Source organism: Planobispora longispora (assembly GCF_016863135.1).
Lineage (GTDB): Bacteria > Actinomycetota > Actinomycetes > Streptosporangiales > Streptosporangiaceae > Planobispora > Planobispora longispora.
Window position 1 is genome coordinate 71750 of sequence record NZ_BOOH01000044.1, and the last position, 12576, is coordinate 84325.

Here is a 12576-nt window from a genome sequence, read left to right on the forward strand (position 1 = left end):
GAAGACGGGCCTTCGCCTATCGAACATACGTTCACACGGGGTGCCGGCGCAAGTCCCGGCCGATCGCCGGGCGGACGGCCCTCCCCTCGCCTCACGGGGACGGGCGCAGCTCCCCCACCTGCCGGACGAGGGGGTTGACGTCCACCGAGTTGCGGATGCCGAAGGCCACGCTGCCCGCCCGGTAGCGGTCGTCGGACCACTCGACCGGCCGGCCCTCGGGGGTGGTGGTGACCCGCCGCTGCCGCAGCAGCGGGCCGCCCCGCCGTACGGCCAGCAGCCGGGAGTCCTCGCTCCCCGCCGCGACGGCGTCCAGGAGATGCTCCCCGTAGGCGAAGACCAGCCCCACGCTCTCGTGGAGGGCCTGGGTGACGGACGCGCAGTCGGCGTCGAGGCGCTCGACGGCCGGGGCGATCCACCCCGCGTAGACCGTGCGCTCCAGCATCACCGGCTCGCCCTCCAGCGAGCGGAGCCGGAGCACCGCCAGGACCGGCTCGCCGGGCCGCAGGGCCAGCCGGGCGGCCTCGGCGGCGCTCGCGGCCCGGCGGCGCTGCCGGAGCACCCGGCCGCCGACCTCGTAGCCCATCGACCACGCCCACTGGGCGAAACTGTGCAGCTCGGCGAAGCTCTGGCTGCGCTCGCGTCCGAGCACGATGCGCCTGGCCCCCTGCCGGGAGCCGACCAGCCCCTCGGCGCCGAGCACGGCCACCGCCTGGCGGATGGTGCCGCGCGAGACCGCGAACCGGACGGCGAGCTCGGCCTCGGAGGGCAGCTGGGCGCCCACGGCGTACTCGCCGCGCGTGATCGCGTCACGCAGCTCTCCGGCGATCTGCGCGTACCGGGCGACCATGGCTCCCTCCCTGTGCGCACCGACCCGTCGACTCCGCCTCCACAGTAAGCAAGGATCGATCATCGACAAAGGGACGGTTCTCGCATTCCACGCATGTACCTCGGCTGTTCATCCGCCGGAAACCGAGGGCCGAGGTGCTGGGCCTAGCTTGTTCAGACAAGTTCGCTTAGTTTCGTGACATATCGCGCGACACCCCCTCTGGGAGACATCGTGATCGCTTCCCGAATCCGTACGACCGGCCTGGCCGCGCTCCTCCTGGCGGGGGTCGCGGCGTGCGGGGCCGCCCCGCAGACCGACACTCCCGAAGGCGCCGCCGGCAGCGGGTCCGCCCCCGGGGTGAACGCCAGGACCGCCGCCTCCGCCGCCGACTTCGGCGGGCTGGACAAGCTCGTCGAGGCCGCCAAGAAGGAGGGCAAGCTCCACGTCATCGCCCTGCCGCACGACTGGGCCAACTACGGAAAGATCATCGAGGCCTTCAAGGCGAAGTACGGCATCGAGATCGAGGAGGAGACCCCCGACGCCTCCAGCGCCGACGAGATCAACGCGGTGAAGACCCGCAAGGGCCAGGACCGCGCCCCCGACGTGCTGGACATCGGCCAGTCCTTCGCCATCAGCGGCGCGGCCGAGGGCCTGTTCGCCCCCTACAAGGTGCAGACCTGGGACAAGATTCCCGCCAACCAGAAGGACCCGAACGGCCTCTGGACCAACGACTACGGCGGTTACATCTCGATCGGCTGCGACGCCAAGAAGATCGCCAAGTGCCCGGAGACCTTCGCCGACCTGCTCAAGCCGGAGTACAAGGGCAAGGTCGCGCTGAACGGCAACCCGACGCAGTCGGGCTCGGCCTTCGGCGGCGTCTTCGCCGCGGCCCTGGCCAACGAGGGCTCCTTCGACGACATCCAGCCCGGCCTGGACTTCTTCAAGAAGCTGAAGGAGGCGGGCAACTTCAACCCGGTGGAGACCACCCCGGCCACCATCGAGAAGGGCGAGACCCAGATCAGCATCGACTGGGACTACAACAACGCCGCCTACGCCCCCGTGATGGCCGACAAGGGCATCGAGTGGAAGACCGTCGTCCCCACCGACGGCAAGTACTTCCAGCTCTACGCCCAGGCGATCAACAAGGACGCCCCGCACCCGGCCGCCGCCCGCCTGTGGCAGGAGTTCCTCTACAGCCCCGAGGGCCAGAACCTCTACCTCGGCGGCTTCGCCCGCCCGGTGCTGCTGCCCGCGATGCAGGCCGACGGCTCGGTGGACAAGACCGCCGAGGCCAATCTGCCCCCGGTCGAGGGCGAGCCGTCCTTCCCCACCGAGGCCCAGATCAACAAGGCCAAGGAAGTCCTGGCCACCGGCTGGGGCGCCGCGGTCGCCGGATGATGGTCACGCTCGCCGGGAACACCGGGGGCGCCGGGAACACCGGGGGTTCCGGAAACGCCGGGGGTTCCGGAAACGCCGGAGACCCCGGTGAGCCCGGGCACGCGGCCGCCGCGGACGGCGGCCGCCCCCGGGCCCGCGGCCGCCGCGCCCGCTCCGGGAGCTGGCCGGCGGCCGTCCCCCTGCTCGCCTTCACCGCGCTGGCGTTCGGGATCCCCGCGGTCGCGCTGGTGCTGGGCGCCTTCACCGTCCGCGACCCGCAGACCCGCCTCTCGTCCTTCAGCGCCGCCAACCTGACCGAGAGCCTCCAGGGCGCCTACCTGAGCACCCTGCTCAGCAGCGTGCAGCTGTCCGCCGTGGTCGCGCTGCTCGGCGCGCTCCTGGGCACCTTCCTCGCCCAGGCGGTGGTCACCGCCCGGTTCCGGGCGCTGCGCGAGACGGTGCTGACCGCCTCGGGCGTGCTGGCCAACTTCGGGGGCGTGCCGCTGGCGTTCACCTGGGTCGCCACGCTGGGCAACTCGGGCGTGCTCACCCAGGCCCTCGGCCTGGACGCCTACGGCTGGAGCCTCTACACCTTCTGGGGCCTGGCCCTGGTCTACCTGTACTTCTCGATCCCGCTGATGGTGCTGGTCATGGTGCCCGCGCTGGACGGGCTGAAGGCGCAGTGGCGGGAGGCGGCCAGCAACAACGGCGCCACCGCCTGGCAGTACTGGCGGCACGTCGGCGTGCCCGTTCTGGCCCCCTCGCTGCTCGGCGGCACGGTGCTGCTGTTCGGCGGCGCCTTCGCGGCCTACGCCACCGCCAAGGCGATGGTCGGCAGCACGATCCCGCTGGTCACCCTGCAGATCGCCGACGCGCTCACCGGTGACGTGCTGATCGGCCACGAGAACATCGCGCTCGCGCTCAGCCTCGACATGATCGTCGTGGCGGTGCTCGTGATGGCGGTCTACCTGCCCCTGCAGAGGAGGAGCGGCCGATGGCTGCGGTGACCCCGATCCTTCCGGGAGACACCGGCGAGGCCCCCGCGACCGCGGGCCCCCCGGGCCGGGCGGGACGTCCGGCGCGCAGGCGCGCCTGGCGCGGAGTCGTCCTGATCGTCGCGGCGGTCTACTTCCTGGTCCCCATGGGCGCCTCGTTCTGGTTCACCGTCCACAACGAGCGGCAGGGATTCTCCCTGTCCACCTACGCGGAGATCCTCACCGCCCAGGGCTTCGCGACGAGCATGCTGCTCTCCCTCGCCCTGGCCGCGACCACGATCGCGGTGGTGCTGGCGCTCACCCTGCCGGCGATGCTCGCCGTACGGCTCGGCGCGCCCCGGCTCGGGCCGGTGCTGGAGGTGCTCTGCACGCTCCCTCTGGTCGTCCCGCCGATCACCTTCGTGACCGGGATCAGCACCGTGCTCCGCTGGGGCCCGGAGTACCTGGCCACCACGCCGTTCTGGGCGACGCTGATCGCGATCCAGAACGAGACGTTCCCCGTGGTGCTCGTCATGGCCTACGTGGTGCTGGGCCTGCCGTTCGTCTACCGGTCGCTGGACGCCGGGCTGCGCGCCATCGACGTGCGCACGCTCGTGGAGGCCGCCCGCAACCTGGGCGCTTCGTGGCCGCACGTGATGTTCCGCGTGATCGTCCCCAACCTGCGCCCGGCCATCGCCTCCGCCTCGTTCCTCACCCTCGCTCTGGTGCTGGGCGAGTACACCGTCGCGGCGCTGCTGGGCTACCAGACCTTCCCGGTCTGGATCGTGACGATCTCCGGGGCGAACGGCCGGCTCTCGGTGGCCGTCTCGATCCTCAGCCTGCTCATCACCTGGTTGCTGCTGCTGGTCCTGTCCGGCGCGGGGACCAAGCGAAAGGACTCACGATGAAGACCTCCGGCGTCGAGTTCCGGGGACTGCGCCGGGTGTTCGGCTCCACGGTCGCCCTGGACGGGCTGGACCTCGCCGTCGAGCCCGGTGAGCTGATGGCGCTGCTCGGCCCCTCGGGCTGCGGCAAGACCACGGCGCTGCGCTGCGTCGCGGGCTTCGAGCACCCCGACGCGGGCGCGGTGCTGATCGACGGCAAGGACATCACCCGCCTGCCCGCCAACCGCAGGGACGCGGGCATGGTCTTCCAGTCCTACTCGCTCTTCCCCAACCTGAACGCCCGCGACAACGTGGCGTTCGGCCTGCGGGTGCGCAAGGTCCCCGCCGCCCGGCGGCACGCCCGCGCGGCCGAGCTGCTGGAGCTGGTCGGCCTGCCCGAGCACGGCGGGCGCTACCCGCACGAGCTCTCCGGCGGCCAGCAGCAGCGCGTCGCCCTGGCCCGGGCGCTGGCGCTGGAGCCGCGCGTGCTCCTGCTCGACGAGCCGCTGTCGGCGCTGGACGCCAAGGTCCGCGTCACACTGCGGGAGGAGATCCGCCGGCTCCAGCTCGACCTCGGCATCACCACGATCTTCGTGACGCACGACCAGGAGGAGGCCCTGTCGATCGCCGACCGCGTCGCGGTCCTGCGTGCCGGACGGCTGGAGCAGGTCGGGCCGCCCGCCGAGGTCTACGACCGGCCCGCGACGCCGTTCGTGGCGGAGTTCGTCGGCGCCATGAACCACATCCCCGGCCGCCTGTCCGGCGACGAGGTCACGGTCCTGGGCGGGTTCCTGCCCGTGGACGGGCCGATCCCGCAGGGGCCCGAGGTGGACGTGCTGGTCCGGCCGGAGGCCGTGGTCGTCACGCCCCTGGCCGTCCCCGGCGCCTCCGCCGCGGAGCGGTCCCCCTCCGCGGCCGGCGACCGGGCGCTCGTCGTGGCCTCGTCGTTCCGCGGCTCCTCCGCCCGGCTCCGGATCCGGCTCGGCGACCTGGAGCTCCTCGCCGACGTCCCGGGCCACGACGCGGTACGGCTCGCCCCCGGCACCCCGGTGACGGTCGACCTCGTCCACCGCCCCGTCCTGGTCGCCCCCTCCACCCGCCCCACGGCCGTCACCACCCCCGGCACCTCCTCCCCCGACGGCGCCGATGCGGCGGGCGCCACACCGAAGACGCCCGCCGCCACCCCCGGCTCCGCCGCCCCGGAATCGGCCGCACCCGGCTCCCGGCCCGGCTCCCCCGACGGCGCCGGTACGGCGGGCGCCACGACGGAGGCGTCCGGCGCCGCCGTACGGCGAGACGCCAGGTGAGCCTGCGGGCCGTCCTGTTCGACATGGACGGAACGCTCGTGGACACCGAGGGATTGTGGCGGGAGGCGTGCGCGGCGGTCGCCGGGGAGATGGGCGTGGAACTGACCGGAGCGGACGACGACGCCGTACTGGGCCGCCCGGTCGAGCACACCGCCGCCCACCTGGTACGGCGTGCCGGCTCCGGTCTCGGGCGCGGGCCCTCGCCCGGCAGCGGACCCGCGCCCGCACCCGAGGCCGGACGCGGAACGGAGCGTCCGGCGGGGGCGGCGGTGACGGTGGGGGCGGTCGCCGCCCGGCTCACCGACGCCTTCGCCGAGCGGGTCTCGGGCGGGGTGACCCCCCTGCCGGGAGCGTTCCGGCTCCTGGACGGACTGAGCGCGGCGGGCGTGCCGATCGCCCTGGTCAGCGCCTCTCCCCGGCGGATCGTGGACGTCGTGCTCCGCACGGTCGGAGCCGGCAGGTTCCGCCTGGTGGTGGCCGCCGAGGACGCCGAGCGCGGCAAGCCCGCCCCCGATCCCTACCTGCGGGCGGCGGCCGGGCTGGGCGTGGACCCCGGGGACTGCGTGGCCGTGGAGGACAGCCCCACCGGCATCGCGGCGGCCCTGGCGGCCGGGTGCCGGGTGGTGGCGGTGCCCCCGGGCTGTCCCGGGACGGCGGCACCCTTCCCCGGCGGTTCCGCGGCGGCCTCGGGCGAGCCTCGGACGGCTGCGACTTCGGCTACGGCTACGGCGCCGGAGGGCGGAGCGGCGCCGTACGGCGTGGTCACGACCGTGGAAAACCTGGAGCAGGTGGACCTGTCGATGCTGCGACTCCTGGCGGCGGAGCAGACCTCGGTAGGCTGAGCCACCACTCACGTGACGGCACAAGCGACAGGTATGACGGTGAACAACCTCAGTCCGGGTGATCCCCCCCAGATCGGACAGTACCGAGTGCTCGGCCGGCTGGGCCGGGGCGGCATGGGCACCGTCTACCTCGGCCAGTCCTCCGACCAGCAGCAGGTCGCCATCAAGGTGATCAATTCGGAGTACAGCCAGCACGAGCAGTTCCGGATGCGCTTCCGCCGCGAGGCCGACGCCGCCCGGCGGGTCCGGCGGTTCTGCACCGCCGCGGTGCTGGACGCGGCGCTCGACGGCGACCAACTCTACGTCGTCACCGAGTTCGTGCCCGGCCCCAACCTGGAGGAGGCCGTCCGCTCGGGCGGCCCGCTCCGCGGTTCCAGCCTCGACGCGCTGGCGGTCGGCGTGGCCACCGCGCTGACCGCGATCCACGGCGCGGGGGTCGTGCACCGCGACCTCAAGCCGTCCAACGTGCTGCTCTCCCCGGTCGGCCCCCGGGTGATCGACTTCGGCATCGCCCGCGCCCTCGACACCCTCAGCGGGGTGACCGGGACGGGCGAGGTCATCGGGACCCCGCGGTACATGGCTCCCGAGGTGCTCCGCGGCGAGCCGGTCTCCCCCGCCTGCGACGTGTTCTCCTGGGGCTGCCTGGTGGCCTTCGCCGCGAGCGGCCGGCCGCCGTTCGGCGGCGAGGCGCTGCACGCGGTCCTCTACCAGGTGCTCAACAGCGACCCCGTGCTGGAGGGCATGGAGTCCGGCCTGCGCGAGCTGGTCACCTACGCCATGGCCAAGGAGCCGGCGCACCGTCCCACCGCCCAGCAGGTCCTCGACCACCTGGTCGGCCGCTCGGCCGCTCCCGAGCAGACGGCCCACTCCGTGCAGGCGGTGTGGCAGCAGAGCCCTTCCACGCCGCAGAGCCCTTCCGCGCCCCAGGGGTCCCCAGTGCCACAGGGGTCCCCGATGCCGCAGAGTCCGTCCGCGCCGCACGGGACCCTCCCGTGGGCGGGGGCCGTACAGGCCGGACCGGCGCAGCACGGACCCGCGTCCCCGACCGGGCAGACCCACGCGGGGCAGACGCTTCACGCGGGACAGACCTTCCACGGGGGGCAGGCCCCCCATCCCGGCGGCCCCGGGCAGACCGGGCCGACCGCCGCGTGGCCGCCCGGCGAGACGCGCGCCTCCGGCCCCGGACAGCCCGCCGCCGGTTCCCCCGCCGCGGACGCCAGGCGGAAGAAGATCGTCATCGGGTCGGCGGTCGCGGCCCTGGTCGCGGCGGCCCTGGGGGTCGGCGGCTATCTCGCGCTCACCTCCGGCGGCCCGCCGACGGATCTGACCCTGCTCTACCAGGACGACTTCACCCAGAGCAGCGACTGGCCCGGCAGCAAGTACGACGGGGAGACGATCAAGTACGGCCCCGCGCCCGAGGGCTACTACGCGATCGACGTGGTCGGCGACGACCGGGTCCGGCGCGTGACCGCGCCCGTCCCCTTCCTGACCGACCCGTCTCCCACGCCCGTCCCCACCCCCGCCCCCTCGGTCAGCCCCACCCCCGCCATCCCGGCGCGGCTCCTCCTCGGCGTGGACGTCGCCGTCCGCGGCGGCGGCTCCGGCGCCGGTGAGTACGGGCTCTTCTGCCGGGGCGACGACGACACCGAGGCGACCCGGTACGAGTTCCTGCTGGACACCTCCGGCAAGGCCAGGGTCCGGCGGGCCGTCAAAAGCGCCGGGGGCGACCTCAGCGCGCCCGTCCAGCTGGACCTGGAGAAGGGCAAGCCCGTCCGGCTCCAGGCCGAGTGCTCGGGCGGCCAGGACGGCGTGCGCCTCAGCATGTGGGTCAACGGTGAGCGGGTGCACTCCGTCCTGGACGAGAACCCGCTGCCCACCGGTGAGGTCGGCATGATCGTCAGGGTCGAGGAGAAGAGCGGCGCCGTGCTGAAGACGTCCTACGACAACTTCACGATGCACGGCCCGGCCGGCGTGAAGAAACAACCCTGACGGCCCGGCTCCGCACGGCCGCCGGAGGCCGGTTCCCGGGGAACAACGAATGATCGGATCTGAGTTGGGGATGACCGAACCACTCGCCCGAACGAAGGAGCCCGGCACGATGCGCGCCATAGTCGTCTCCGCCACCGGCGGCCCCGAGGTCCTCACCTGCTCGGACTGCCCGGAGCCCGAGCTGAACCCCGGTGACGTCCTGATCGACGTCACCGCCAGCGGCGTGAACTTCATCGACGTCTACCACCGGATCGGCCGCTACCCGCTCTCGCTCCCCTTCGTCCCCGGCAACGAGGGCGCGGGCACGGTCGCCGCGGTCGGCGAGGACGTGGAGGGCGTCTCCGTCGGCGACAAGGTGGCCTGGGCGAACGTGATGGGCAGCTACGCCGAGAAGGCCGTGGTGCCGGTCTCCCACCTGCTCCTGCTGCCCGAGGGAGTGGAGCCGGAGGTCGCGGCGGCCGTCACCCTGCAGGGGCTGACCGCGCACTACCTGACCCACTCGGTGCACGAGGTGCGGCCGGGCGACGACGTGCTCGTGCACGCCGCGGCCGGGGGCATGGGCCTGCTGCTCGTCCAGATCGCCAAGCTCCGCGGGGCCCGGGTGATCGGCACGGTCTCCACCGAGGAGAAGGAGGAGCTGGCCCGGCAGGCGGGCGCCGACGAGGTCCTGCGCTACCGGGGCTTCGCCGACGCGGTGCGCGACCTGACCGGCTCGGGTGTGCACGTCGTCTACGACGGCGTGGGGGCCACCACCTTCGACGAGAGCCTGGCCTCCCTGCGCCCGCGCGGCATGATGGCCCTGTACGGCCAGGCCAGCGGCCCGGTCCCGCCGGTCGACCCCCAGGTCCTGGCCAAGGAGGGGTCGCTGTTCCTGACCCGGCCCACGCTGGGGGCCTACATCGCCACGCGCGACGAGCTGGCCTGGCGGGCCTCCGACATCTTCGGCTGGGTGGCCTCCGGCGACCTGCGGGTGCACATCTCCCGCCGCTATCCCATGACCGAGGCGGCCCGGGCCCACGAGGACCTGGAGGCCCGCCGCACCACCGGCAAGGTCCTGCTCATCCCCTGAGCCCGCCGTGTCACCGGCCCGGGCCCGCCGCTCCGCTGAGCCCGCCGTGTCACCGGTGAAGCCCTGTCCCGGCCCCGGCTCCCCGGCCCGCGTTCCCGTACGGCCGCCGCCTCGCCCGTGAGGCGGCGGCCGTACGTCATTCGGCGGGTTGCGGGGCGCCGAGGCCGACGGGGAAGGCGTCGAAGGTGACGATGACGCGCGCGGTGTCCGGGGTGTCCTCCTCCCGGTCCCTGACCTTCGCCTGATGGGCGTCGATGACGCGCGAGACCTCCCGGACGAGGTCGGCGGTCTCCTCCCGGGTGAGCCGCATGATCGCGCGCGAGTTGAGGGTGACCTCGACCCATTCGCGAGGGGCGTTCCGCGACTCCTCCAGCCAGCGGCCGAGTTCGGCGGTCCGCTGCCGGAGCAGATCGGCGAGCAGGATCTCCGCCGCCTGGGCGGTGTCGGGGTCGCGGCGGAAGCGATCCCCGTCGAACCCGAACGAACAGGCACGCCACCAGCGTTCCTTTCCCCTGCCCCGGCCGGGCGCGTCCTCGATGAGGCCGTGGCGGGCCAGTTGACGCAGGTGGTAGCTGGTCGAGCCGGTGTTCTCCCCGCTCTTCGCGGCGAGCTGGGTCGCGGTCGCGGGGCCGTCGCGCTCCAGCAGTTCCAGCAGGCGGAGCCGTACCGGATGGGCGAGTCCTTTGAGCGCCGAGGCGTCGAGCTCGCGGACGTCGCGCCCGCCGAGCGCCAGGGCGTCGGAAACGGGAGTCTTGTCATCCATCACTTGCAGCCATATCTTTGCAAAGAGAAGTTTGCATACTTTCCTTTACACACTACCGGAGGCCCCCGTGCCCGGACGACCCTTCCGCTGGTTGTGGGCTTCCGCCGCCCTCTCCAACACCGCCGACGGCATCGTCCTCGTGGGGGTGCCGCTGATCACGGTCACGCTGACCCGCTCGCCGTTCCTGGTCTCCCTGGCCAGCATGGCGGTGACGCTTCCGTGGCTGCTGTTCTCCCTGCACGCGGGGGCGTTCACCGACCGGCGCGACCGGCGGCGGATGATGGTCACCGCCACCTGGGCCCGGGCGGGCGCGCTGGCCGTACTGGCCGTGGCGGCCTGGCTGGGGATGCTGAACCTGCCCGTGCTGCTGGCCGGGGTCCTGCTGCTCGGCGTCGGCGAGGTCTTCGCCGACAGCGCGGCGCAGGCGGTGGTGCCGATGGCCGTGCCGCGCGACCGGCTCACCGACGCCAACGGCAAGCTCGTCGCCGCGCAGACGGTGGGCAACAACTTCCTGGGCGCCCCGCTCGCCGGGGTCCTGGTCGGGGCCGGCGGCACCGCCGCGCTCGGCGCCGCGGCCACGCTCGGGGCGCCCGCCCTGCTCTACGCGGCGGCGGGGCTCGCCCTGATCGGCATGCGGGGACGTTTCCGCGTCGAGGCCCCCTCCACCGGCCCGCTCCGCACCGACATCGCCACGGGACTGCGTTACCTGTGGAACCACCGCGTGCTGCGGAGCCTGGCGGTCTTCGGAGGGATGTTCAACTTCGCCAACGACGCCTACTTCGCGGTCTTCGTCCTGTGGGTCGTCGGCGAGGAGTCCCGGGTCGGGCTCACCCCCGCCGAGTACAGCCTCCTCGGGGCGGCCCTCGCCGTCGGCGCGATCGCGGGCTCGCTGGCGGCCGAGCGGCTGGCCCGGCGCGCCGGGCAGGCGAGAGCGCTGATCGCGGTCAATGTGATCAACGGGCTCCTGCTGCTCGTGCCCGTCCTCGTCCCCACCGTCGCCGGCATCGGCGCCGCCGCCGTCCTCCTCGGCGTGACCAACGCCGTCTCCAACGTCCTGCTGGTCTCGCTGCGCCAGCGGATCATCCCGGAGGAGCTGATGGGCCGCGTCCACGCGGCCGTCCGCCTCGTCGGCATGGGGGCCAGGCCCCTGGGGGCGGCGGCCGGCGGGATCCTCGCCACGGCGGCCGGGCTGCCCGCCGTGTTCTGCGCCGCCGCGGCCCTGTGCGTCGTCACCATCCTCCTCGTCTCCCGATCGGTCACGTCCCGCTCGGTGGCCGCCGCCGAGGCCGGAGCCCTCACCCCGGACGAGCCCGGAGGCGGGGACGAGGCCGGAGGCGGGATCGCGGGAGAGGCCGCCGCCGGAATCCGGCCCACGACCGGCTGAGAGGCGTCAGCGGCGGGGCTCCGCGGAGAGGGGCTGGGCGGGCCAGTCGAGGAGGCGGGCGCCCAGGACCGCGGTCTCCAGCGTGAAACGCTGGGTGGGATCGTCGGGCGAGAAGCCGGTGAGGCGGCGGATCCGCTCCAGGCGGTAGGTCACCGCCCGGGTGCTGACGCCCAGCTTGCGCGCGGCCGCGGTCTGGTTCCCCTGCGCGGCGAAGACGGCCTCCAGCGTGTGGAGCAGCGGCTCCGGACCGCCCCGCGCCTCCAGCAACGGGCTCAGCACGGTCGTGACCAGGTCGTCGATGGCCTCCCTGTCCCGCAGCAGCACCGGGAAGACCAGCAGGTCGGCGGCTTTGAGCACGGGGGCCCGCAACCCCAGCCGGTCGCCCAGCTCGATCGCGTTCCCCGCCTCCCGGTAGGAGGCGACGACCCCGCCGGGCCCCCGGTGCGGGCGTCCCACCCCGACCCGCCAGCCCGGCTCGAACGCCTGCCGCACATGGTGGGTGAACTCCCCGGTCGCCGCGGTGAGACTGCCCGGCGCGACGCAGACCAGCAGCCCGTCCCGGACGGCGATCAGCACGTTGTGCGACCCGAACCGGGTGATCAGCGCATCCTCGATCCGCCGGGCCAGCGGGTCGCCGTCCCGCGGCGGCGCCGTGCCGCCGGTCACCGGTCCGGGCGGGCGGGCGACCGCGACCACGTACGACTCGGCGAGCCGGAGGCCGAAGTGCTCGGCGCGCTCGGCCAGCCGGTCGGAGCGGCCCTGCAGCAGGTCGTCCACGAACTCCCTGCGGACCGCCTCCTCCTGACGGATGGCCAGCCGCTGGGCGTTCTCGTAGCCCTCCATCAGGGCGGACACCGCTCGCCTCAGCACCGGGAGCGGCGCCGTACCGGTGCCTCCGGCCCGCCCGGACCCGCCGTTCCCGATCGGCTCGGCCATGGCCAGGGCGGTGTCGATCAGGTCTCGCAGCGGCACTCCCAGCTCGGCGGCCCGCGCCCCCACCACCCGGTAGGCGTCGAGCGCCTCCCGGCCGGGCAGCCGCCCGGTGGCGGCCGCCTCGTCCAGCACCCGGCGGTGCCCGCCGAGCAGATCAGCGGGCACCGTCGTCACCGCTGTCCCTTCGCTCGACCGCATGTCGGCTCCTGCGATCTCCGTGTCCTCGTC

General features: G+C 73.8%; 11 protein-coding genes. 8 read left to right on the forward strand and 3 right to left on the reverse strand.

All coding sequences use genetic code 11. From position 1 onward, the window contains the following. Positions 1-91 precede the first annotated feature (91 nt). Positions 92-847 carry a GntR family transcriptional regulator gene (locus tag Plo01_RS26130; RefSeq protein WP_203893339.1) on the reverse strand — a complete coding sequence of 252 codons (756 nt, stop codon included), beginning with the start codon at positions 845-847 and terminating at the stop codon, positions 92-94. Positions 848-1057: 210 nt separating this feature from the next. On the opposite strand from Plo01_RS26130, the gene Plo01_RS26135 reads away from it, so the two are divergent. The 7 genes from Plo01_RS26135 (at position 1058) to Plo01_RS26165 (ending at position 9268) form a co-directional block, all read left to right on the forward strand. Then, positions 1058-2224, forward strand: coding sequence for an ABC transporter substrate-binding protein (locus tag Plo01_RS26135; protein ID WP_203893340.1), 1167 nt, complete (start codon positions 1058-1060; stop codon positions 2222-2224). Beyond that, positions 2221-3210 carry an ABC transporter permease gene (locus Plo01_RS26140; protein ID WP_239317081.1) on the forward strand — a complete coding sequence of 330 codons (990 nt, stop codon included), beginning with the start codon at positions 2221-2223 and terminating at the stop codon, positions 3208-3210. Before Plo01_RS26135 ends, Plo01_RS26140 begins: the two co-directional genes overlap by 4 nt. After that, on the forward strand, positions 3198-4085 hold the full coding sequence (locus Plo01_RS26145) for an ABC transporter permease (protein ID WP_203893341.1): 888 nt from the start codon (positions 3198-3200) through the stop codon (positions 4083-4085). Before Plo01_RS26140 ends, Plo01_RS26145 begins: the two co-directional genes overlap by 13 nt. After that, positions 4082-5368 carry an ABC transporter ATP-binding protein gene (locus tag Plo01_RS26150; RefSeq protein WP_239317083.1) on the forward strand — a complete coding sequence of 429 codons (1287 nt, stop codon included), beginning with the start codon at positions 4082-4084 and terminating at the stop codon, positions 5366-5368. The genes Plo01_RS26145 and Plo01_RS26150 overlap by 4 nt, the downstream gene beginning before the upstream one ends. Next, entirely contained in the window at positions 5365-6210 is an 846-nt protein-coding gene (locus Plo01_RS26155) for an HAD family hydrolase (RefSeq protein WP_239317085.1), read from the forward strand. The genes Plo01_RS26150 and Plo01_RS26155 overlap by 4 nt, the downstream gene beginning before the upstream one ends. 33 nt (positions 6211-6243) lie before the next feature. Beyond that, the gene (locus Plo01_RS40545; RefSeq protein WP_239317087.1) at positions 6244-8199 is read left to right on the forward strand and encodes a serine/threonine-protein kinase; all 1956 of its coding nucleotides are present in this window, start codon (positions 6244-6246) and stop codon (positions 8197-8199) included. A gap of 109 nt (positions 8200-8308) precedes the next feature. Beyond that, complete coding sequence (locus Plo01_RS26165) at positions 8309-9268, forward strand: quinone oxidoreductase family protein (protein WP_203893342.1); 960 nt, start codon at positions 8309-8311, stop codon at positions 9266-9268. A 136-nt stretch (positions 9269-9404) separates the two neighbouring features. Here Plo01_RS26165 and Plo01_RS26170 read toward each other — a convergent pair whose 3' ends face one another. After that, positions 9405-10031 (reverse strand): helix-turn-helix domain-containing protein, encoded by a 627-nt coding sequence (locus tag Plo01_RS26170; RefSeq protein ID WP_203893343.1) that lies wholly within the window; start codon positions 10029-10031, stop codon positions 9405-9407. A gap of 67 nt (positions 10032-10098) precedes the next feature. Here Plo01_RS26170 and Plo01_RS26175 point away from each other — a divergent pair, with 67 nt between their 5' ends. Beyond that, positions 10099-11415, forward strand: a complete 1317-nt coding sequence (locus Plo01_RS26175; RefSeq protein ID WP_239317089.1) for an MFS transporter — start codon at positions 10099-10101, stop codon at positions 11413-11415. Between the two features lie 6 nt (positions 11416-11421). Here the strand turns inward: Plo01_RS26175 and Plo01_RS26180 are convergent, their stop codons facing one another. Further along, positions 11422-12546 carry a PucR family transcriptional regulator gene (locus Plo01_RS26180; RefSeq protein ID WP_203893344.1) on the reverse strand — a complete coding sequence of 375 codons (1125 nt, stop codon included), beginning with the start codon at positions 12544-12546 and terminating at the stop codon, positions 11422-11424. Positions 12547-12576 lie beyond the last annotated feature (30 nt).

Excerpts from the sequence above, each read along its gene's own strand:
- Plo01_RS26130 (WP_203893339.1), bottom strand. The coding sequence starts at position 847 with ATGGTCGCCCGGTACGCGCAGATCGCCGGAGAGCTGCGTGACGCGATC.
- Plo01_RS26165 (WP_203893342.1), top strand. The coding sequence starts at position 8,309 with ATGCGCGCCATAGTCGTCTCCGCCACCGGCGGCCCCGAGGTCCTCACC.
- Plo01_RS40545 (WP_239317087.1), top strand. The coding sequence starts at position 6,244 with ATGACGGTGAACAACCTCAGTCCGGGTGATCCCCCCCAGATCGGACAG.
- Plo01_RS26140 (WP_239317081.1), top strand. The coding sequence starts at position 2,221 with ATGATGGTCACGCTCGCCGGGAACACCGGGGGCGCCGGGAACACCGGG.
- Plo01_RS26170 (WP_203893343.1), bottom strand. The coding sequence starts at position 10,031 with ATGGATGACAAGACTCCCGTTTCCGACGCCCTGGCGCTCGGCGGGCGC.
- Plo01_RS26180 (WP_203893344.1), bottom strand. The coding sequence starts at position 12,546 with ATGCGGTCGAGCGAAGGGACAGCGGTGACGACGGTGCCCGCTGATCTG.
- Plo01_RS26150 (WP_239317083.1), top strand. The coding sequence starts at position 4,082 with ATGAAGACCTCCGGCGTCGAGTTCCGGGGACTGCGCCGGGTGTTCGGC.
- Plo01_RS26145 (WP_203893341.1), top strand. The coding sequence starts at position 3,198 with ATGGCTGCGGTGACCCCGATCCTTCCGGGAGACACCGGCGAGGCCCCC.